The organism is Pseudomonas sp. SAS7 (assembly GCF_052112345.1).
In the GTDB taxonomy this organism is placed as follows: domain Bacteria; phylum Pseudomonadota; class Gammaproteobacteria; order Pseudomonadales; family Pseudomonadaceae; genus Aquipseudomonas; species Aquipseudomonas putida_Q.
The window spans coordinates 337039-358884 of sequence record NZ_JBEGGO010000001.1; the positions used below are offsets into that span (position 1 = coordinate 337039).

A 21846-nucleotide genomic window follows, 5' to 3' on the forward strand; every position below is an offset into this window, starting at 1 on the left:
CTGTGGGAGCGGGTTAACCCGCGAAGAATGTGACGCGGTAAAAGGTGGTGATATCAGCCGCGCAACTGGTACCAGGTGGTCTTGAGCTGCGAATACTTGTCGAACGAATGCAGCGACAGGTCGCGCCCGAACCCCGACTGTTTGCCACCGCCGAACGGCACCGTCACATCCAGCGCATCGACCGTGTTCACCGACACAGTACCGGCCTTCAACGCCCGCGCCACTCGGTGCACCTGGTTGAAATCATCGCTCCACACCGAGGCCGCCAGGCCATAGATGCTATCGTTGGCCAGGCGCACCGCCTCTTCCTCCGTGTCGAAGGCGCTGACTGCCAGCACCGGCCCGAACACTTCCTCCCGCGCAAGGCTCATGCGGCCATCGACACCGGCAAAAATGGTCGGCTCGATGTAGTTGTCCGACCCTTCGATGGTCAGGCGCCGGCCGCCACACACCAACCGTGCGCCCTCTTGCCCGGCGCGCGCAATGGCGGCTTCGATGCGGCCGGTTTGTTCGGCATCGACAATGGCACCCGCACGGCTCGCCGGGTCCAGGGGGTTGCCCGGCAACCACTGGCGGGCTTTGGCTTGCAGGCGTTCGATGAACTCATCATGGATGGAGCGCTGTACGTACAGCCGCGAGTTGGCCGAGCACACCTCGCCCTGGTTGAAGAAAATACCGAATGCGGCCTTTTCCGCCGCCAGGTCCAGGTCCTGGCAGTTTTCGAACACCAGGTTGGGGCTTTTGCCGCCACACTCCAGCCACACCTGCTTGAGGTTGGACTGCGCCGAGTACTGCATGAAGTACTTGCCCACCTGGGTGGAGCCGGTGAACACCAGGCAATCCACATCCGGGTGCAGGCCCAGCGCCTGCCCAGCCTGCTCGCCCAAGCCAGGCACGACGTTCAGCACGCCTTCCGGCACACCGGCTTCCAGCGCCAGCTGGGCCAGGCGCAGGGCCGAGAACGGTGATTGTTCGGCAGGTTTGAGCACCACGCTGTTGCCGGCAGCCAGCGCCGGGGCGAGCTTCCAGGCGGCCATGTCGAGCGGGAAGTTCCATGGCACCACGGCAGCGACCACGCCGAGGGCTTCGCGGGTGATGGTAGCCAGCGCATTGGCAGCAGTGGGCGCCACCTGGTCATACAGCTTGTCCAGCGCCTCGCCGTACCAGGCGAACACATGGGCAGAGCCCGGCACGTCGATGTTGTAGGCGTCCATCACCGGTTTGCCCATGTTCAGCGAGTCCAGCAGGGCCAGCTCCTCGCGATGGGCCATGATCAGCTCGGCCAGACGCAGCAGCACCTTCTTGCGCTCGCCGGGGGCCATGCGCGGCCAGGGGCCTTGTTCGAAGGCCCGACGTGCGCTGGCCACGGCAAGGTCGACCTCGGCCTGGCCGCAGGCAGCGACCTGGGCCAGTACGCTGTTGGTGGCGGGGTTGATGGCGGCGAACGTGGCGCCATCCTGTGGGTTGACGGGTTTGCCGTTAATCAGCGCCTGGGATGGCAGGTACAGGTCCGAGGCGCGTTGTTGCCAGAATTCGAGGGTGTACATTTGTACTCCAGGCGACCGCCATCGCGGTCTCTGTTGCTCGTAAGGTGCAGTGCCGTAGAGCCCTGTAGGAGCGGGTTCACCGAGGCGTCGGACCGCCGCGAACACCAGCAAAGCCGGTGCCATGCACCGCGTCGCATTCTTCGCGGGTGAACCCGCTCCCACAGGGGTGGGCGGTGGGCTTGGGGATGGTTAGAGCTTGCCGACCAAGCGGGCCGTACGGTCCACGGCAATGCGGGTTTTCTCCACCAGCTCATCCAGCTCGCTGTGGTTGGCGATCAAGGCCGGTGCCATTATCATCCGGCCCAAGGTCGAGCGAATGATCACCCCTTCCTCGAAACCAAAGGTGCGGCATTGCCAGGCCAGGTCGTTCTCGTTGGCAAAGCGTTTGCGCGTCGGCTTGTGCTCGGCGAACTGCAACGCTGCCACCAACCCGGCGCCCTGCACCTGGCCGATCAACGGGTGGTCGGCGAACACCTCGCGCAGGATGCGCTGCAGGTACGGCCCGGTGTCATCCTTCACCTGGGAGACGATGCCTTCGTCGCGCAGCGCCTTCAGGTTGGCGATGGCCACCGCCGCCGCCACCGGGTGGCCGGAATAGGTGAGGCCGTGGGCAAACACCCCGCCACGTTCCACCAGCGCCTCGGCAATGCGCTTGCTCAGCACCAGGCCACCCATGGGCACATAGCCGCTGGTCAGGCCCTTGGCGATCGACAGCGTGTCGGGCTCGAAACCGAAGTATTCATGGGCAAACCACTCGCCGGTGCGGCCAAAGCCACCAATCACCTCATCGGCGCACAACAGCACGTCGTACTGGCGGCAGATGCGCTGGATTTCCGGCCAGTAGCTTTCCGGCGGGAAGATCATGCCGCCTGCGCCCTGGAACGGCTCGGCGATAAAGCCGGCAACATTCTCGGCGCCCAGTTCCAGGATCTTTTCCTCCAGCTGCAAGGCGCAGCGGCGGCCGAACTCGGCCGGGGTCAGCTCGCCCCCCTCGGCGTACCAGTACGGCTCGTCGATGTGCGCCACATCGGGGATCAGCCCGCCCATTTCGTGCATGAACTTCATGCCGCCCAGCGCCGTGGCCGCCAGGGTCGAGCCGTGGTAACCGTTCCAGCGGCCAATCATGACCTTCTTGTTCGGCTGGCCGACCACTTGCCAGTAGCGGCGTACGGTACGGATCAACACTTCGTTGGCTTCAGAGCCGGAGTTGGTGTAGATCGCGTGGCTGTAGTGGCCCGGCAACAGGCTGAACAGCAGCTCGGACAGTTCGATCACCGCCGGGTGGGTGGTGTGGAAGAACATGTTGTAGTAGGCCAGCTGGTCCATCTGCGTGGCGGCGGCGACAGTGAGGTCGCGGCGCCCGTAGCCGAGCTGGGTGCACCACAGGCCAGACATGCCATCCAGGTAGCGCTTGCCCTCGCTGTCCCACAGGTGCAGGCGTTCGCCACCGACGATCACCCGAGGCCCTTCGGCATTCAGCGCTTTCTGGTCGAGGAAGGCATGGATATGGTGCGCGGCATCGGCTGCCTGGTAGTCGCGGGTCTGGCGTTGCGGGGCGAAAGGCGCATTCATTGTTGGTTTTCCTTTGCGGTGGGGTTGCAGGGTGGCTGGCACTCAGCGCAGCTTGCCCATGTAGCTTTCCAGCGGGTCCTTGCCCAGCACGCCCTGGGCATTGGCCAGGGCGTCGATGAACAGGGAAAACAGCTCGGACTGGGTACCGATGTCGAGCTTGGCGTAGACGTTCTTGCGGTGCGATTTGATGGTGTCTTCCGACACCCCCAGGCGCTCGGCCAGCGACTTGGTCGAGTGGCCACGCAGGATCAACTGGGCGATACGGCATTCACGTTCGGTGAGCAGCGAGCTGCCAAAGTTGTTCAGCGCCGCGTGGATGCGTTGTTCGAGGATGTTCTCGAAGCGCCCGGTGCGGCTGTCCAGCCCGGCGAAGTGCTTGCTCAGCACCGCGAGCACCCAGGGCGTGATGCGCCCGTACAGCTCGCGGGTGTGCGCATCCAGCTTGTCGGTGAACGCCAGCGACACCGCCAGGCTCTGCCCCGGCGCAACCTGCAGGATGTAGTTGAGCTCATCCTCCAGGTGCGAGTGCCGGTAGAACGACTGGTAGTATTCGCTGACCTCGAAATGGTCGGGCGCTACTTCGAACAACCCATAGCACCCCGACGCTACCTGCTCCACACAGGCACCGTAGAACGGGTCGAGCAGGTAGAAGCCGGACAAGTAGCGGCTGACATTGCCCTCAGGCTGCCAGGGCGCCTTGTCGTCCTGCTCGAACAGCGCACAAGGCATGCCGTCGTGCGGGTACAGGTACACCGTGGTCGCCTGGATCGGCCGGATAACGCCAAGTGCGGCAAACAGGTTGGCGGCAAAGCCCGGTCGGCCGATTGCCTCGGTGACCTTGGCCAGGTGCTCGAACCACTGTTCTGAAAGCAATTGATTAGTCACTGTGGGCCTGCCGTTTCTATTCAGTGGCACCGCCGCCAGTGCGGTGCGTTGTTGACCAGATACTCCCACGCCACTGCAGACGCCGAAATCACCCTTTGGGGTGAGCCGGGCAAGGCCGTACCCGCTCACCCCAAAGGGTGATTCCGGGTACCTGCAGGGTGTGGGAGCATCAACCCGCCCCAGCGCTGCGAGCCTTCCGCTCGACCTCCTTGCACTTCACCCACCGGTAACGAGCCTGCTCGCGTACTGCGGTGTCTTGCATCCTCTTCCAGGAGTTAGCAATGCATACAACAACAAGTACAGCCCATAGCCCCTCACATGACACCGTCGCGCATCCCGGCGCCAACACCGGCCGCTTCCGCAAGTCCATGGGGCTGACGGCCCTGGTCCTGTTCGGCCTGGCCTACATGGTGCCCCTTGCCGTATTCACCACCTACGGGCTGGTCACCCAGATGACCAAAGGGCATCTGCCCACCGCTTACCTGCTCACCCTCGCCGCCATGCTGCTGACTGCCTACAGCTACGGCCGAATGGTCCAGGCCCACCCCTACTCCGGCTCGGTCTACACCTATACGCGCAAGGCCTTCGGCAGCCACATCGGCTTTATTACCGGCTGGACACTGCTGCTCGACTACATCTTCCTGCCGCTGCTCAGCTACCTGCTGATCGGCATCTACATGTCGGAATACTTCCCGGCCATCCACGCCTGGGTGTGGGTGGCAGGCTCCATTGCCCTGGTCACCTTCCTCAACCTGATCGGCATCGAGTCCATCACCCGGGTCAACTGGATTCTGGTGGTGGTGCAGCTGGTGTTCATCGTCGTCTTCGTCGCCCTGTCCGTGCTCAAGCTCAGCGGGCAGGCGGAGCCGGTGTCGCTGCTGGCGCCCTTCCACCACGAAGGCTTCAGCGTGCCGCTGATCATGACCGGCGCCGCTGTGCTGTGCCTGTCCTTCCTGGGGTTTGATGCCGTCTCGACCATGGCCGAAGAAACGACCAACCCGACCTACCGCATTCCGGTGGCGATCCTGGCGGTTTCGCTGATCGGCGGCTTGCTGTTCTTGGTGGTGTCGTACTGCGCGCAGATGGTGTTCCCCGACTGGGGCAGCTTCGTCGACCCGGATTCGGCCTCGGTGGATGTGATGCGCCGTGTCGGCGGCGAACTGCTGGTAACGGCCTTCACTGCCACCTACGTGGCCGGCTGCTTCGCCTCGGCCATGGTGTCCCAGGCCAGCGTGTCGCGCGTGCTGTTCGCCATGGGCCGCGACGGCGCGTTGCCGCGGGCGTTCGGCCAACTGGTGACGAAAAAACGCGTGCCAGCCACTGCCATCCTGGTGGTCAGCCTGCTGTCGCTGATCGCCCTGGTAATCACCCTCGACACCGTGGCCAACATGATCAGCTTTGGCGCGCTGTTCGCCTTTTCGGCGGTGAACCTGGCGGTGGTCAAGCACTATCTGGTCGACCAGAAACTGCGCGGTGGCCGCAACTACCTGCTGTACGGCGCCATCCCCGGCCTGGGCTTTCTCAGCACGCTGTGGCTGTGGAGCAGCCTGACCAGCCTGTCGTTCACCATCGGCCTGTGCTGGATGGGCATGGGCCTGGTAGTGCTGATGGGGCTGACCCGCGCGTTTCGGGTGAAGCTGCCGGAATTGCAGATGGCGGAGTGACGCTACACGCTGGGTGATAACTGGTCGTTATCACCCGATCCGCATTAATCATTATTCAGCCCCCCGTTTGCCCCCTACAGTCCCAGTGCAACGACTGTCATTGCCAACGGGAAACGAAATGTCCATCGAACATCGCCTGAACCATATCGCCGGCCAACTCAGCGGCAACGGTGACGTGCTGCTGAACAGCGTCGACGCCCACACCGGCGAGCCACTGCCTTACGCCTTCCACCAGGCGACCGGCGACGAAGTAGAGGCTGCCGTGCAGGCCGCCGACGCCGCCTATCCCGCCTACCGCAGCACCAGCCCGGCCCAGCGTGCCGCTTTCCTCGACGCCATTGCCAACGAGCTGGACGCACTGGGTGACGACTTCATCCAGCATGTGATGCGCGAAACCGCGCTGCCCGAAGCCCGCATCCGTGGCGAACGCAGCCGTACCAGCAACCAGCTGCGCCTGTTTGCCGAGGTGGTGCGCCGAGGCGACTTCTACGCCGCGCGCATCGACCGTGCCCTGCCCCAGCGTACCCCGCTGCCGCGCCCAGACCTGCGCCAGTACCGCATCGGCGTGGGCCCGGTGGCCGTGTTCGGTGCCAGCAACTTCCCGCTGGCCTTCTCCACTGCTGGCGGGGACACTGCCTCGGCGCTGGCCGCTGGCTGCCCGGTGGTGTTCAAGGCGCACAGCGGGCACATGCTCACTGCCGCCCATGTGGCTGGCGCCATTGACCGCGCGGTGGCCAGCAGTGGCGTGCCGGCAGGCGTCTTCAACCTGATCTACGGTGCCGGCGTGGGCGAGGCGCTGGTCAAGCACCCGGCCATCCAGGCGGTCGGTTTTACCGGCTCGCTGCGCGGTGGCCGCGCCCTGTGCGACATGGCGGCAGCACGCCCGCAGCCGATCCCGGTGTTTGCCGAAATGAGCAGCATCAACCCGGTGATCGTCCTGCCCCAGGCGCTGCGAGCCCGTGGCGAGCAGGTAGCCGGCGAACTGGCTGCCTCGGTGGTGATGGGTTGCGGGCAGTTCTGCACCAACCCTGGCCTTGTGGTGGGCATCCAGTCGCCGCAATTCGAGCATTTCGTGCAAACGCTGGTGGCACGCATGGCCGACCAGGGCCCGCAGACCATGCTGAACGCCGGCACCCTGCGCAGCTACCAGAACGGTGTGCAGCACCTGCTGGCGCACCCGGGTATCCAGCACCTGGCCGGGCAGCCACACACCGGCAACCAGGCCCAGCCACAGCTGTTCAAGGCAGACGTAAGCCTGCTGCTGAACGGCGACCCGCTGCTGCAGGAAGAAGTATTCGGCCCGACCACCGTAGTGGTGGAGGTGGCCGACGCCGAGCAACTGGCTGAAGCGCTGCGCCACCTGCAAGGGCAACTGACCGCCACGCTGATTGCCGAGCCTGATGACCTGCAAGCCTTCGCCTCCCTGGTGCCGTTGCTGGAGCGCAAGGCCGGGCGCCTGCTGCTCAACGGCTACCCGACCGGTGTGGAGGTTTCCGATGCAATGGTGCATGGCGGGCCTTACCCGGCCACCTCTGACGCACGCGGCACCTCGGTCGGTACCTTGGCCATCGACCGCTTCCTGCGCCCGGTGTGCTTCCAGAACTACCCCGATGCACTGCTGCCGGATGCATTGAAAAACGCGAACCCGCTGGGGATTGCGCGGTTGCTCGATGGCCTGAACAGCCGCGACGCGGTGTGATACGGCGCATGTTGAGCAGGCACGGTGCAGCTTAGCCGTGCCAGGCTTGCAGGCAACGCTGAAACGACGCAATTACCTGGCTGCTCTGCCGATCAGCCAGGCAATACAGGTAAGTCTCTGTGTACACCGGGTCCTGCGCGATGCGGATCACCTTCAAGCGCGGGTCGCCAATGTATTCCGCCTCGGACACCGCGCCAATGCCGATGCCACGGATCACCGCCTCGCGCAGCGCCTCGCGGCTGCCGATTTCCATGGCGATGCGCGGTGTTACCTGCGCCGCTTCCAGCGCATTGTCCAGCGCCAGCCGTGTAGTCGAACCCTGCTCACGGCGCAGCAACGGCTGCCCCTGCAGGGCTTGCAGCGGCACCTGATCGTAGCGGGCAAAAGGGTGATCGGCGCGGGCGAACAGGATCACCGGGTGCCTGGCATAACGTTGTGCGACAAACGCCGGGTCATGGTGCAGCCCCGCCAACACACCGATGTCGGTCACATAGCCCTGCAGATCGGCCAGCACTGACGCCGAGTTGCCCACGCGGATGGACACATCGATCTGTGGGTACGCCTGCCGATAGCGGTCAACCATTTCGATCACATGAAACGGTCCCACTGCACCGATCTTCAGCTCACCACGGTTTAGCTGGCCACTGTCGCGCAGCAGGCTGGTCGCCTCGGCTTCGAGCATCGACATCTGCTGGGCAATGGGCAGCAAGGCGCGGCCAACGGCGGTCAGCTCGATGCGCCGACCGCGGCGGTGAAACAGCTCGACATCAAATTCGCGTTCCAGCCCCTGGATCTGGTTGGTCGCGGTCGGCTGGCTGAGGCCGATGGCCCTGGCCCCGGCGCTGAAGCTGGCGTGCCGGGCCACGGCAAGGAAGGTGCGCAGGCGAGCGGTAGACATCCATAGATCCTTTGAATGATTAGCTGGCCAAACGCATATTGAATTGATGCTGTGACTGTCACATGACAGCCCTAGCTTTGGCGCTACCGACAACAACCACTCCGGTATTGCCATGACACCCTTCCCGAAACTGTTGCGCTGTGCCCGCCTCGCCCTGTTGCCACTGCTGCTCGCCCCCGCCGTGCAGGCACAGCAGGTGCTGACCGTCGGCCTGATCCCGTCGGAAGACTCCCAGGCCATGATCAAGAGCAGCCAGCAGGTGCTCGACCAGTTGCAAGCGCGCCTGGGCATGCCGGTCAAGCCATTCGTCGCGACTGACTACAACGGGGTGATCGAAGCCCTGCGCGCCGGCAAGCTGGACGTGGCCTATCTCGGCCCGTTTTCCTACGTACTGGCCAACCAGATCGCCGGTGCCGAAGCCTTTGCCGTGGCGGTGACCAAAAAGACCGCCAGCAGCGCCTACCACAGCCTGATCATCGCCCGCCGGGATAGCGGTATTCGTACGCTCGACGACCTCAAGGGCCACACCTTCGCCTTCGTCGACCCCAGCTCGGCCTCCGGCCATCTGTTCCCCAAGGCCGGCCTCGAGCACGCTGGCCATGACCCGAAAACCCTGTTCTCACGGGTGATCTTCTCCGGCTCGCACGATGCCAGCATCCTCGCCGTGGCAAACCGCAAGGTTGATGCAGCGGCTGTGGCCGACCGTATCCTGGCCGGGGCTGTGAACAACGGACAGGTTCAGCAGCAGGACTTCCAGGTGGTGTGGACCTCCCCGGACATTCCCGAATCACCGATGGTCTGGCGCAACAACCTCGACCCCGAACTGCAGGCCAGGCTGCGTACCGCGTTTGCCGGGATCAAGGACGTGCCATGGGGCGATCAGGGCATGCTCAATGGCTTCCAGCCGACCACTGACGCGGCCTACAACGTGGTTCGTGACACCGCCAAAGTGCTCGACCTCGACCTGCGGAGCCTGAAATGATCCGTATCCGCCAACTGACCAAGGGCTACGCCGACAACCCGGTACTGCGCGGCATCGACCTGGATGTTCAGGCCGGTGAATTCGTGGTGATCCTCGGCCAGTCCGGCGCCGGCAAATCGACCCTGCTGCGCTGCATGAACCGGCTGGCCCAGGCCGACACCGGCGAGCTGCAGGTGGCCGGGGTTAACGCCATGCGTGCAGCCGACCAACGCGCACTGCGCCGGCAGGTCGCGATGATCTTCCAGCATCACAACGTGGTAGCGCGGCTGTCGGTGCTTAAGAACGTGCTGACCGGCCGTCTCGGCCACTGCAGCACGCTCGCCTCGCTGCTACAGCTGTTCCGCCGCGACGACGTGGCCCTGGCGCGTGATTGCCTGCGCCGGGTCGAGCTGGAGCACAAGGCCTTGTCGCGCACCGATGCGCTGTCTGGGGGGCAGATGCAGCGGGTGGGTATCGCCCGTGCGCTGGCCCAGCGACCACAGGTGATCCTGGCCGACGAACCGGTGGCTAGCCTCGACCCGAACACCGCGCATGTGGTCATGCAGTACCTGCGCGAAGCCAGCCGCACCCTCGGCATAACCGTGGTGTGCAACCTGCACCAGGTGGAACTGGCGCGGGCATTCGCCGACCGCATCGTCGGCCTGGCCAACGGGCGCCTGGTGTTCGACGGCCAACCCGGTCAGCTCGACGAAGCCGCGCTGCAGCGCATCTATCACAACCCATCTGCCAATGAGCCTGAGCAGGCAATGGCTGCACCACGGCCAATGCTGGCCACTGGCACAGGAGCCTCGGCATGACCCCGCAGAGCCACCAATGGCTGGTTAAAACACCCACTCGCGCCCGCAGCTGGCTGGGCACTGGCGCGCTGTTGCTGGCGATCATCCTGTTGCTGCAGTGGAGCGCCGAAGGGGCACAGCTGAGCTGGGGCGAACTGGCCAACGGGCTGCCACAGATCGGCGACTTCCTTGGCCGCTCGCTACCGCCAGACCTGAGCATAATGCCCAGTTTGTGGCGCCCGGCCCTGGAAACCCTGCAAATCGCGCTATGGGGCACCCTGCTGGGGATCGTTCTCGCCGTGCCGCTGGGCTTTCTGGCCGCGCGCAACCTGCATGGCAACCGCTGGCTGTACCAGGCCACCCGGCAGCTGCTGAACGTGATCCGCAGCATCAACGAGCTGATCCTGGCCTTGGTGTTCGTCTCGGCGGTAGGGCTGGGGCCCTTCCCAGGCGTGCTGGCCCTGGCGCTGCATGGCGTGGGCATGCTCGGCAAGTTCTTTGCCGAAACCATCGAGGAAATCGACCAGGGGCCCATTGAAGCGCTGCGGGCCACCGGTGCGCGGCCACTGCAGGTGATCGCCTTCGGCGTGCTGCCGCAAGTGATCACCGCCTGGATCGCCGTGGTGCTGTACCGCTTCGAGGTGAACCTGCGTTCGGCCACGGTGCTGGGCATGGTCGGTGCCGGTGGCCTGGGCTTCGAGCTGGTCAGCAGCCTGAAGCTGTTCAAGTACCAGGAAACCGCCACCTGCATCCTGGTGATCACTGTGATGGTGGTGCTTGCCGACCTGGTCTCCAACCGCCTGCGGCACGCCATTCAGGGCAACGCCCGCCACTGATTCGCCGCCCATCCAACCCCTTGCCACGTGCGCCCGGTGGGCGCGCGACGGGCAGACCATGCCTGGAGGTCAAGCCCATGCACTTTGTGTCCGTTATCGGCTCAGCCGATAGCACCCTGCAATCAATCGATTGGATCGAAACCCGCCAGCCGACGAGCATGGCTGCACCTTCCAACAACAATAAGGAACTGCCCATGCCTGCCTGCTTCCACAACCCGGTCACCACCGTTTTCGGCGGTGGCAGCCTGGACCAGATCGCCCGACACTGCCCCGGCAAAGTCGCCCTGGTCACCTTCCCCGAGGCCGAACAGCTCGGTTTGGTTGCGCGGGTACGCAGCCTGCTGGGCGAGCGACTGGTGTGCGTGATCGACAACGTGCAACCCAACCCCGATGTCGCCTGGCTGCGGGGTGTGCATGAAGCGTTCTGGGCACGGCACGGCGACTGCGATACGGTGCTGGCGCTAGGCGGTGGCAGCGCCATCGATACCGCAAAGGCGTTGATCGTCGGTACCGCTTCTGGCCACTTCGATGAACTGCTCGAGCTGCTGGCCAGCGGCAAACCGTTTACCCCGGCCCGACACAAGACGCTGGTGGCCGCGCCGACCACGGCAGGCACTGGCAGCGAGGTGACGCCATGGGCCACGCTGTGGGACGCTGGCCAGCAGAAGAAGTACTCGCTGCACCTGAGCTGTACCTGGCCCAGCGTGGCGCTTATAGACCCGGAACTGATGCTCAGCGTGCCGGCCGGGGTGACGGTATCCACCGGGCTGGATGCCTTGTCCCACGCGCTGGAATCCATCTGGAACCACAACGCCAATCCGCTCTCCGATACCTTCGCGCTGTCGGCCATCGACGACATTCTCGACTGCCTGCCACGCCTGCAGCAGGACTTGGGCAACCGCGAGCTGCGGGCACGCATGGCGTTGGCTGCACTGAAGGCCGGGCTGGCCTTTTCCAACACCAAGACTGCCCTGGCCCACTCCATTTCCTACGAAATGACCTTGCGCCACGGCCTGCCCCACGGCATCGCCTGCTCCTTCACCCTGCCGCTGGTGCTGGGCCTGGCCTGGGGCCGTGATGCCGGGCGTGACCAGATCCTGCAGAAGGCCTTCGGCCGCGACCTTGCAGCGGCCCAACAGCGCTTGCGAGCATTTCTTCATCAACTGGGCGTGCGCACCGAGTTCGCAGACTACGGCGTGACAGCCGCCGAGGCCCAGGCGATGATCGACGCCGCCATGCAGGGCGCCCGTGGGCGCAATTTCATCGGCGCGCAAGCCGCCTGACATTCCGCGTTTTTCCTGTAGCACCTTTCAAGAGTGCCGACTCGCCGTGCCCCTTGGGCCGGCGCCAGAGAACAAAAGGAAACCGTCATGAACCGTGCACAAACCCTGACTGGCGCGCTGCCCAGCACCATGCCGTTTCGCCTCGCGCAATGGCGCATGCTGCTGGCCGCGATGTTCTGCTACCTGTTCTTCTACACCGGGCGCCAAACTTTCGGTTTCGCCATCCCCGGGATCCAGGCCGAGTTCGGCCTGAGCAAGGAAACCCTCGGCTGGGCCTCCACCGCCATGCTGTGGATGTATGCCATTGGCCAGGCCATCAATGGCAACCTCGCCGACAAGTTCGGCGGCCGACGCATCATGAGCATCGGCGCCGTGTTGTCATGCGGCGCCAACTGGGTCACCAGCTTTGCCGGCGGTTTTCTCAGCCTGATCCTGCCGTGGGGCGTCAACGGCTACTTCCAGGCCCTGGGCTGGGCGCCCGGCAGCCGCTTGCTGTCAAACTGGTGGGGCGCTGCCGAGCGCGGCAAGGTTTATGGCTTCTATGTGTTCGCCGCCGGCTGCGCGTCGGTGCTGTCGTACGTCACCTCGGTGGTGGTGATTGATGTACTGCACCTGGAGTGGCGCTGGATCTTCCGCCTGCCGGTGCTGCTGATGCTGGCCGGTGGGATCGTGTTCTACCTGGTCGCCCGGGAACGCCCGCAGGACATGGGCTACCCCGCGCTGGACGACACCGGCGTAGCCAACGCCGAAGACAGCGCCAACGCGGCCACCCAGGGCGGCGAAGAAACCTCGCGCCAGCGTTACCTTGCCGTTCTGAAAAACCCGCGTCTGCTGGTGGCCGCAGTGTCGCTGGGCTTCCAGAACGCTGCGCGCTACGGGCTGATCGTCTGGGTGCCGGTGCATTTCCTGGGGGCCAACTGGCAGAAAGGCGACAGTTTCATCGACCCGAAGTGGATCACCATCGCCTTGCCGGTGGGCATGGCCGTGGGCGCGCTGAGCAACGGCTGGGTGTCGGACAAGCTGTTCGGTAGCAAGCGCTACAAGGCAATCATGCTGTACATGGTGTTGGGCGCGCTCACCAGCCTGTGGATGTGGAGCCTGCCTGCACACAGCGCGGTAGGCCTGCTGGCGCTGTTCCTCTGCGGTTTCTTTGTCTATGGCCCTGCATCGAGCTTCTGGGCGTTGTGCCCGGACCTGGTCGGCGCGCGCCGCGCCGGCACCGCCACAGGGATCATGAATTTCGCATCGTACCTGTTCGCCGGGCTGGCGGAGCCGCTGATCGGACGTATGCTCGATACCACCGGCAACACCTCGCTGATCTTCGTCGTGGTCACCACAGCCTGCGCCTGCAGTGCCTTGGTGGCACTGTTCGTGCGCCGCTGAGGTTGCCTGCCATGTCGTCCGTGCCATTGCCAGAGAGGTGTCATGTACCAGTACCACAAGTGGTTGCGCTCCTTCCATGCCGTGGCACGGACCGGCAGTTTCACCCAGGCCGCCGAGCTGCTGAGCATCGGCCAGCCGACTGTCAGCGAGCAGGTCAGCGGCCTGGAAAAACGCTTTTGCGTGGAACTGTTCCACCGCCGCGGGCGCTTTATCGAGCTGAGCCCGGCAGGCCGCCAGCTCTACGAAATCACCCAGGGCCTGTTCGGCCAGGAGGACGAAGCGCTGCAACTGCTGCACAGCTTCCAGCAACGCAAGCAAGGCATGCTGCGCATCGGCGCGGTGTCGCCGCCGATCGCCATGAGCCTGACGTACGAGCTGATGCAGCGCTACCCGCAGATCGAACTGGAAACCTCGTTCAGCAGCGAAGCCGGGACACTGGAGCGGCTGTACAACTTCGACATCGACCTGGCCATCCTCGCCCTGTCGGAGTTCGACCAGCGCCTGAGCACCCGGCTGTACCGCACCTGCCCGATTCTGGCGGTGGTGCGCGACGACCATCCCTGGGCCGGGCAGACGAGTGTCAGCGTGAGGGACATTGCCGGTCAGCGCGTGGTGCTGCGCGAGGCGGCATCGCGCACTCGCCAGCTTGTGGAGGAAGGCTGCCGCCGGCATGGCGTTTCACTGGACTGCGCGATGCAGTTGAACAGCCGCGAGGCCATTGTGCATGCGGTGGTACACGGCATCGGCGTGGGCTTTGTCTCGGCGGTGGAATATGCCGACCGGCCCGGCACGCGCTCTGTCGCCTTTATCGAAGACCCGTTCCACATCAGTTACTACCTGTGCTGCCTGGGCATCCGCCGTAACCGGGCGATCATCGCCGAACTGTTCGACGCGCTCAACGCGCACTGATGCACCACTGACTAGCGCGAGCCTGCCAATGCGTCGGGCGGGCCGCGCGCACCCTGAGTTTTTACCCACTGGAGCTTTGCCATGCACTATCAGCACCCCAAGCAACTGCAGGCCGCCATTCTTGACTGGGCCGGCACCGTGGTGGATTTCGGCTCGTTCGCCCCCACCCAGATCTTCGTCGAGGCCTTTGCCGAGTTCGGCGTGCAGGTCAGCCTGGAGGAAGCCCGCGGGCCCATGGGCATGGGCAAGTGGGACCATATCCGCACCCTGTGCGATGTGCCCGCCATTGCCGCGCGCTACCAGGCCGCATTCGGCCATACGCCAAGCGACGATGATGTAACAGCCATCTACGAGCGCTTCATGCCCTTGCAGATCGAGAAGATCGCCGACCATTCGGCGCTGATTCCAGGCGCCCTGGACGTCATCGCCCAGTTGCGCCGGCAAGGGCTGAAAATCGGCTCCTGCTCAGGCTACCCTGCAGTGGTGATGAAAAAGGTGGTGGCCCTGGCCTTGAGCAACGGCTACAGCGCCGACCACGTTGTGGCTACCGACGAGGTACCGAATGGTCGCCCCTACCCCGCGCAGGCACTGGCCAACGTGATTGCCCTGGGGGTCAGCGATGTAGCGGCTTGCGTCAAGGTCGACGACACTTGGCCGGGCATTCTCGAGGGCCGCAGCGCGGGAATGTGGACCGTGGCCCTGACGTGCTCGGGCAACGCTCTCGGGCTGACCTACGAGCAATACAAGGCCCTGCCCGAGGCGGAACTGGAACAGCAACGCCGGCGCATTGGCAGCCTGTTCGAAGGTGCGCGACCGCATTACCTGATCGACACCATCGCCGAACTGCCTGGCGTCATCGCCGATATCAATGCCCGCCTGGCGCGTGGAGAAATGCCGCAAGGCTGTTGAACCTGACGGCATGGCCTGGTTTGTCCGCGAACAACGCGTCATCCGTTTCGCGGGCAAACCCGCTTCCGCGCGAAGGGCTGAGACACACAGATGCCATTGATGAAATGTCCTTGTCAGCATTCAATATGCTGCACTGACAATGGAACCCAATTCATCAAAAAGGCCAGCCATGTACTCCTCCGAACGCCTGAAAGGCATCGACGTATTCGTTGCCGTCGCTGATCTGGGCAGCTTCACGGCAGCCGCCGAGCGGCTCAACCTCACCAGCTCGGCCATCAGCAAGAGTGTGGCCCGGCTGGAGGCCCGCCTGGGTGCACGCCTGTTCAACCGCACCACACGCACGTTGTCGCTCAGCGAGGCTGGCGTCATCTTCTACCGTACCTGCACCTCGGTCCTGGCCGACCTGGAAGAGGTCGAGCACGCACTGGTCGCCAGCGACAACGAACCCCATGGCAAGGTCCGGATAGAACTGCCAGCCTCCTACGGCCGCCTGCATGTGCTGCCCTTGATTCTGGACTTCATCCGCCTGCACCCATTGCTGCAACCGCACGTGTCTTTCTCCGACCGTTTTGTCGACCCGGTGCACGAAGGTATCGACATCGTGGTGCGAATCGGTGGCCCGGATGCCTGGCCGGCCGCACTTGGCCACCAGTACTTCGGAGCCCAACGCCTGATGTTCTGTGCCGCGCCTGGCTACCTGGAAAAACACGGTGTGCCGCAAGACGAACGCGACCTGGAACACCACCACTGCGTCGGCTATGGGCACACCGATGGCATGGTCAGCCCCTGGCTGTTCAAGGGCCGCCAGCCTGGCGAGATGGAGCGACGCACCGTACAGCCACGTATCGCGGTGGGGGACGGCGAGGGGGAAGTTGCAGCAGTGCTGGCCGGTCATGGCATCGGCCAGCTACCCACTTGGCTGACCCAGCAACTGCTCGATCAAGGGCGCCTGGTGGAGGTGCTGCCAGAGCTGGCCACCGACGGCCTGCCGATGAACCTGGTGTGGCTCAAGAGCCGCGAGGGGCTACCCAAGGTCCGCGCCCTGCTCGACTACCTGCTGCCGCGGCTGGCGCCTCATGGTACCCGGGCCAGCGATGCGCGCTGATGCGCAAGGCCGCCGACCAGCGGCACAAGCCCCAGCGCCACCACGGCCACGCCTGCGGCTACGTAGCCCAGGTATTCGATACCCAGGCCAGGGATGGTCAAGCCACCGAGGACGGCGCCCAGGCCAATGCCCGCATTGGCCGCCGACACATTGGTGCTACCGGCCAAAGCCTGGGCATGCGTCACAGACCCCATCACCCGTACCTGGCTGATGGGGTATAGCGCGGTGTTGGCCACACCCCACACCCCCAGTGCCAGGCAGAACACCAGGCCTGCATGGGCCAGCGGCACGATCGCCGCCATGCCGATGGCCAGCAACAGCAGAAACAGCGCCGTCGCCCTGAGCGGTGAACGGTCCACGACCCGTCCACCAATCCAGTTGCCGAGCAGGCCCACTGCGCCAAAGCCCATCAGCCACCAACCGGTATGCGCGGGTGGTACACCCGCAACCCGCTGCAGCAGCTCGGCCAGGTAGCTGTAGCCTGTGAACATCGCGGTGAACACCACCACCGAAAGCAAAACATTGGCGAGGAAATAGCGCTCTTTGAAAATGCGTGCCTGCTGCATGAAGTCGACTTTTGCCGCGCGGGCAACGTGCGGCATCCACACCCACATGGCCAGCGCCATCAGCAACGACAGCGCGGCCAGTATCCAGAATGCGCCACGCCAACCCACGGCATTGGACGCCACGGTGCCCAGCGGAATACCCAACAGCATCGCCGCCGAGATGCCCAGGTACACCTTGGAAATGGCTTGCCCTGCTTTATCAGGCCCGGCCAACTGGCCGGCCGTTTCACTGGCCGTGCCCCAGAACACCGGCAACGCCAGTGCCGGGACAACCCGCGCAATGGCCAGCACCCAGAAACTGGTCGAGGCCGCAGCCAATGCATTGGCTGCGGCAAATACCAGCAGAATGGTGATGAATAAACGCTTGCGGTCCAGGTGCGCCAATGCCGCAGTCAGGAACGGGCCGGCAAGCATCACAGTAAAGGCAAACAGCGTGACCAACTGGCCCGCCATCGAAATGGAAACCCCCAGGTCCTGGCTGAGCGCGGGCAACAAGCCGACAATCAGGAATTCGGTGGTCACGATCAAAAAGGCCGAAAAGGCAAGGACCGCGACGCTGATTGCAGCAATACGGCCGGTGGGGGTAGCCCCAAGGCGGGGTTCAAAAGCAGACATCAAGACAGGCTCCGATAAAGATGCTGCCAGTCTATTGGTAAATAAAATTCCTATTTTTGGTTATTTTTCACGAATTGAATGAACTCAAATCATTAATTGCACTTGAATGTATACAACTTACAGGTTTCCTGATTACATTATCCCTCGCCTACGACCTCGGTAATCGCCAAGGCGTATTGCAACGGGCTTAAGCCATGTTATCTGCAACCGGTAAGAAAACCCTCCTCGTCAAAAACGCTGCACTTCTGGTCACCATGGACGGCGAACGCCGCGAGATCAAGAACGGCGGCCTGTACATCGAAGACAACCTGATCAAACAAGTCGGCCCCACCGATACCCTGCCACAACAGGCCGACGTCATCCTCGACATGGCCGGCAAAGTGGTCATCCCAGGCCTGGTCAACACTCACCACCACATGTACCAGAGCCTCACCCGCGTGGTGCCGGCAGCCCAGGACGGCGAGCTGTTCAACTGGCTGACCAACCTGTACCCGATCTGGGCACGCCTCACGCCCGAAATGATCGCGGTGTCGACCCAGACCGCCATGGCCGAGCTGATCCTGTCGGGCTGTACCACCTCCAGCGACCACCTGTACATCTACCCCAACGGCTGCAAGCTCGACGACAGCATCCACGCTGCCGCCGAGATCGGCATGCGCTTCCACGCCGCGCGCGGCAGCATGAGCGTCGGCCAGAGCCAGGGCGGCCTGCCGCCTGATTCAGTGGTGGAAAAGGAAGCTGACATCCTCAAGGAATCCCAGCGCCTGATCGAGGACTACCACGATGCCAGCCACGGCTCGATGCGCCGCATCGTGGTAGCCCCCTGCTCGCCATTCTCGGTCAGCCGTGACCTGATGCGCGAAGCCGCCGTGCTGGCACGCCAGTACGGGGTGTCGCTGCACACCCACTTGGCCGAGAACGTCAACGACATCGCCTACAGCCGCGAAAAGTTCGGCATGACCCCTGCCGAGTACGCCGAGGACCTCGGCTGGGTCGGCCACGATGTATGGCATGCCCACTGCGTGCAGCTCGACCAGCACGGCATCGAGCTGTTCGCCCGCACCGGCACCGGCGTCGCCCACTGCCCATGCTCGAATATGCGCCTGGCCTCGGGCATTGCCCCGATACGCAAGATGCGCGACCACGGCGTACCGGTGGGCCTTGGGGTCGACGGCTCTGCCTCCAACGACGGCGCCAGCATGATCGGTGAAGTGCGCCAGGCCCTACTGCTGCAGCGGGTAGGCTTCGGCCCCGACGCCATGACCGCCCGCGAAGCACTGGAAATCGCCACCCTCGGCGGCGCCAAGGTGCTCAACCGCAATGACATCGGCGCCCTGGCCCCGGGCATGGTCGCCGACTTCGTCGCCTTCGACCTCGGCCACGTCGCCTATGCCGGTGGCCACCACGACCCGCTGGCGGCACTGGTGTTCTGCACCCCGACCCAGGTGCACACCAGCGTGATCAACGGCCGCGTCGTGGTGAAAGACGGCCAGCTGGCCACCGTCGACCTGCCACGCGTGCTGGAGCGTCACAACCAGTTGGCACACCAGCTGGTCAGCGGCAACTGATGTACCCGGGCTGCTGCGGCCAAGGCCGGTTGCAGTAGCCCACACCTCCCATTCAAACCCAACGAATGCGACTGAGACCGTGCTGTTAGACGCATAAAATAACAAAGCGAGCTACTCACCATGACTTCTCCCGCTTCACCTCGTCCGGAAGACGAGAACCTCGGCGTGGGCGCCAACCTGGCCTATGGCCTGCAACATGTACTGACCATGTACGGCGGCATGATCGCCGTACCGCTGATCATCGGCCAGGCCGCAGGCCTCAGCGCTGGCGATGTCGGCCTGCTGATTGCCGCCTCGCTGTTCGCCGGTGGCCTGGCAACATTGCTGCAAACCTTGGGCATTCCCTTCTTCGGCTGCCGCTTGCCACTGGTGCAGGGGGTTTCCTTTGCCAGCGTCGCCACCATGGTTGCGATCATCGGCAATGACGGCACCGGCGGCATGCAGGTGGTGTTCGGCGCAGTGATCGTGTCGTCACTGGTCGGCCTGCTGATCACCCCGCTGTTCTCGCGCATCATCAAGTACTTCCCGCCCCTGGTGACAGGCATCGTCATCACCACCATCGGCCTAACCCTGATGCCGGTTACCGCGCGCTGGGCCATGGGCGGCAACAGCCAGGCCGCTGACTTTGGCAGCCCGGCGAACATTGGCCTGGCGGCGTTCACCCTGGCCTCGGTACTGCTGCTGAGCAAGCTGGGCAGTGCCAGCTTGTCGCGCCTGTCGATCCTGCTGGCAATCGTTATCGGCACACTGGCAGCGATGGCCACCGGCATGGCCGATTTCTCCCAGGCGCTGCAAGGGCCGTGGGTGGCCATGCCCGAGGTGCTGCACTTTGGCGCACCGCAGTTCCAGGTGGCGGCGATCCTGTCGATGCTTATCGTCATCGTGGTGACCATGGTCGAGACTTCGGCAGACATCCTGGCCGTGGGTGAAATCATCGGCACACCGGTCGACTCCAAGCGCCTGGGCAATGGCCTGCGTGCCGACATGATCTCCAGCGCCCTGGCGCCGTTGTTCGGCTCGTTCACGCAGAGTGCCTTCGCGCAGAACGTCGGCCTGGTCGCCGTGACAGGGGTGAAGAGCCGTTACGTGGTGGCCAGTGCCGGCCTGATCCTGATGACGCTGGGGCTGCTGCCGGTGATGGGCAGGCTGGTCGCCGCAGTGCCTACTGCCGTGCTCGGCGGTGCCGGGCTGGTGCTGTTCGGCACGGTCGCGGCCAGCGGCATCCGCACCCTGGCCCAGGTGGACTACCGCAACAACATGAACCTGATCATTGTCGCCACCTCGATCGGCTTTGGCATGATCCCGATTGCGGCGCCGGGTTTCTATCACCACTTCCCGACCTGGTTCGAGACCATTTTCCACTCCGGCATCAGCTCGGCGGCGATCATGGCGATTCTGCTCAACCTGCTGTTCAACCACCTGCGTGCCGGCAACTCCGACCAGCAGTCGGTGTTCGTCGCCGCCAGCGAGCGCACCCTGCGCTACCGGGATATCGCCGGGCTGAATGAAGGTGATGTGTTCCGTGATGGCAAGCTGTATGACCGCGATGGCAACGAGGTGCCGATCATGGAGCCTGATGAGGGGCACTTCAAACCGGCCAAAGCGCCAGTGGCACACATGCACTGACAATACATCCCTAAAGCCTGGCGCGGTCTCCTGTAGGAGCGGCCTTGTGTCGCGATCGGGCTGCAAAGCAGCCCCGGCAATTGCTGCGTTGACGCGCCATCCGGGGGCCGCTGCGCAGCCCGATCGCGACACAAGGCCGCTCCTACACAAGGGCAGCGTCAGCCTATCGGGCCAGTCACTGCTGCTGCCGGGTAGCGCACACCACGATTTCGCGGATGCACACGGACTGCGGCTGGCCATAGGCAAAGCCGATGGTCTCGGCAATGGTCTCGGCCGTGAGCACCCCGCCCATCTCCTGCTTCCAGTCGTTGTACCCCGCCTTGATGGCGTCATCGGTCGTGTGGCTGAGCAGTTCGGTGTCGACTGCACCCGGCTCGATGGTGATCACCCGCACATTGCTCGGTGCCAGCTCTTCTCGCAGGTTTTCCGACAGGCCGGTAACAGCAAACTTGGTACCGACGTAGGCGACGTGGTTGGGAAAGGCCTTGCGACCGGCCACCGAACTGACGTTGATGATAGTGCCCTGCCTGCGCTCGACCATGCCGCTGGCGACAGCATGAATGCCGTTGAGCAGGCCACGCACGTTCACGTCGAGCATGCGGTCCCACTGTTCCGGGTCCTGGGTGGCGATACTGCCCAGCAGCATCACCCCAGCATTGTTGATGATCGCGTCTACCGGGCCAAACCGTGCTTCGGCCTCAGCGACGGCTGCCAGCACCGCAGCGCGGTCGGTGATATCGACCGCCAGTGCCAGGGTATTGGGCAGCTGCAGTTGCTGCATCGGCGCCAGGCGCCGGGACAGCAGCAACAGGGCGTGGCCACGGCTGGACAGCAGCTTGGCGGTGGCCAGGCCGATACCGGAGCTGGCACCGGTAATGACTACCAAAGGTTTAAGGGTGTTGGTCATGGTCACCATCCTGTTATCCGATTTGCCTATGGGTAAGAAGTAGAGCGAGTATAGAAGCTGGTTTTTCTTGCGAAAAACGGGAAATTCTTTTCGCAGCCATCGGCATCACTTATGGG

19 protein-coding genes are annotated in these 21846 nt (G+C 64.1%); 13 read left to right on the forward strand and 6 right to left on the reverse strand.

The features are described from left to right. Window positions 1–53 precede the first annotated feature (53 nt). From ABI582_RS01585 to ABI582_RS01595, 3 genes are all read right to left on the reverse strand, one after another. Window positions 54–1547 carry an aldehyde dehydrogenase gene (locus ABI582_RS01585; protein ID WP_442118194.1) on the reverse strand — a complete coding sequence of 498 codons (1494 nt, stop codon included), beginning with the start codon at window positions 1545–1547 and terminating at the stop codon, window positions 54–56. A 189-nt stretch (window positions 1548–1736) separates the two neighbouring features. After that, window positions 1737–3119, reverse strand: coding sequence for an aspartate aminotransferase family protein (locus tag ABI582_RS01590; protein WP_442118195.1), 1383 nt, complete (start codon window positions 3117–3119; stop codon window positions 1737–1739). A 42-nt stretch (window positions 3120–3161) separates the two neighbouring features. Then, window positions 3162–4004 (reverse strand): helix-turn-helix domain-containing protein, encoded by an 843-nt coding sequence (locus tag ABI582_RS01595; protein ID WP_063422942.1) that lies wholly within the window; start codon window positions 4002–4004, stop codon window positions 3162–3164. Between the two features lie 281 nt (window positions 4005–4285). Between ABI582_RS01595 and ABI582_RS01600 the strand changes: the two genes are divergently transcribed. Both ABI582_RS01600 and ABI582_RS01605 read left to right on the forward strand, forming a co-directional pair. Beyond that, window positions 4286–5668, forward strand: coding sequence for an APC family permease (locus tag ABI582_RS01600; protein ID WP_442118196.1), 1383 nt, complete (start codon window positions 4286–4288; stop codon window positions 5666–5668). Between the two features lie 118 nt (window positions 5669–5786). Continuing rightward, window positions 5787–7367, forward strand: a complete 1581-nt coding sequence (locus ABI582_RS01605; protein ID WP_442118197.1) for an aldehyde dehydrogenase (NADP(+)) — start codon at window positions 5787–5789, stop codon at window positions 7365–7367. Window positions 7368–7398: 31 nt separating this feature from the next. Here ABI582_RS01605 and ABI582_RS01610 read toward each other — a convergent pair whose 3' ends face one another. Next, window positions 7399–8265, reverse strand: coding sequence for a LysR substrate-binding domain-containing protein (locus ABI582_RS01610; RefSeq protein ID WP_442118198.1), 867 nt, complete (start codon window positions 8263–8265; stop codon window positions 7399–7401). Window positions 8266–8377: 112 nt separating this feature from the next. Here ABI582_RS01610 and phnD point away from each other — a divergent pair, with 112 nt between their 5' ends. The 8 genes from phnD to ABI582_RS01650 all read left to right on the forward strand — a co-directional run bounded on the left by phnD (window position 8378) and on the right by ABI582_RS01650 (window position 16448). Further along, on the forward strand, window positions 8378–9247 hold the full coding sequence (phnD, locus tag ABI582_RS01615; protein WP_442118199.1) for a phosphonate ABC transporter substrate-binding protein: 870 nt from the start codon (window positions 8378–8380) through the stop codon (window positions 9245–9247). Next, window positions 9244–10044 (forward strand): phosphonate ABC transporter ATP-binding protein, encoded by an 801-nt coding sequence (gene phnC / locus ABI582_RS01620; RefSeq protein ID WP_442118200.1) that lies wholly within the window; start codon window positions 9244–9246, stop codon window positions 10042–10044. Before phnD ends, phnC begins: the two co-directional genes overlap by 4 nt. Further along, entirely contained in the window at window positions 10041–10859 is an 819-nt protein-coding gene (phnE, locus tag ABI582_RS01625; protein WP_442118201.1) for a phosphonate ABC transporter, permease protein PhnE, read from the forward strand. Before phnC ends, phnE begins: the two co-directional genes overlap by 4 nt. 194 nt (window positions 10860–11053) lie before the next feature. Next, a complete protein-coding gene (gene psrA, locus ABI582_RS01630) occupies window positions 11054–12142 on the forward strand; it encodes an iron-containing alcohol dehydrogenase PsrA (RefSeq protein ID WP_174371314.1) in 1089 nt (362 codons plus the stop codon). 87 nt (window positions 12143–12229) lie between these two features. Then, entirely contained in the window at window positions 12230–13525 is a 1296-nt protein-coding gene (locus ABI582_RS01635; RefSeq protein ID WP_016500320.1) for an MFS transporter, read from the forward strand. 42 nt (window positions 13526–13567) lie between these two features. After that, a complete protein-coding gene (locus ABI582_RS01640) occupies window positions 13568–14434 on the forward strand; it encodes a LysR substrate-binding domain-containing protein (RefSeq protein WP_442118202.1) in 867 nt (288 codons plus the stop codon). 81 nt (window positions 14435–14515) lie between these two features. Beyond that, window positions 14516–15343, forward strand: a complete 828-nt coding sequence (gene phnX, locus ABI582_RS01645) for a phosphonoacetaldehyde hydrolase (protein ID WP_442118203.1) — start codon at window positions 14516–14518, stop codon at window positions 15341–15343. A gap of 169 nt (window positions 15344–15512) precedes the next feature. Beyond that, window positions 15513–16448 (forward strand): LysR substrate-binding domain-containing protein, encoded by a 936-nt coding sequence (locus ABI582_RS01650; RefSeq protein ID WP_442118204.1) that lies wholly within the window; start codon window positions 15513–15515, stop codon window positions 16446–16448. Here the strand turns inward: ABI582_RS01650 and ABI582_RS01655 are convergent. Beyond that, entirely contained in the window at window positions 16418–17536 is a 1119-nt protein-coding gene (locus ABI582_RS01655) for an MFS transporter (protein WP_442118205.1), read from the reverse strand. The genes ABI582_RS01650 and ABI582_RS01655 overlap by 31 nt on opposite strands. Between ABI582_RS01655 and ABI582_RS01660 the strand changes: the two genes are divergently transcribed. The 3 genes from ABI582_RS01660 (at window position 17529) to ABI582_RS01670 (ending at window position 20823) form a co-directional block, all read left to right on the forward strand. Further along, entirely contained in the window at window positions 17529–17711 is a 183-nt protein-coding gene (locus ABI582_RS01660) for a hypothetical protein (protein WP_442118206.1), read from the forward strand. The two genes, ABI582_RS01655 and ABI582_RS01660, sit on opposite strands and share 8 nt — an antisense overlap. A 112-nt stretch (window positions 17712–17823) precedes the next feature. After that, entirely contained in the window at window positions 17824–19197 is a 1374-nt protein-coding gene (locus ABI582_RS01665; RefSeq protein WP_338746946.1) for an 8-oxoguanine deaminase, read from the forward strand. Window positions 19198–19317: 120 nt separating this feature from the next. Next, window positions 19318–20823: a nucleobase:cation symporter-2 family protein gene (locus ABI582_RS01670; RefSeq protein WP_442118207.1), complete on the forward strand. Its 1506-nt coding sequence runs from the start codon at window positions 19318–19320 to the stop codon at window positions 20821–20823. A 175-nt stretch (window positions 20824–20998) separates the two neighbouring features. Here ABI582_RS01670 and ABI582_RS01675 read toward each other — a convergent pair whose 3' ends face one another. Beyond that, window positions 20999–21730, reverse strand: a complete 732-nt coding sequence (locus tag ABI582_RS01675) for an SDR family oxidoreductase (RefSeq protein ID WP_063422928.1) — start codon at window positions 21728–21730, stop codon at window positions 20999–21001. Window positions 21731–21846 lie beyond the last annotated feature (116 nt).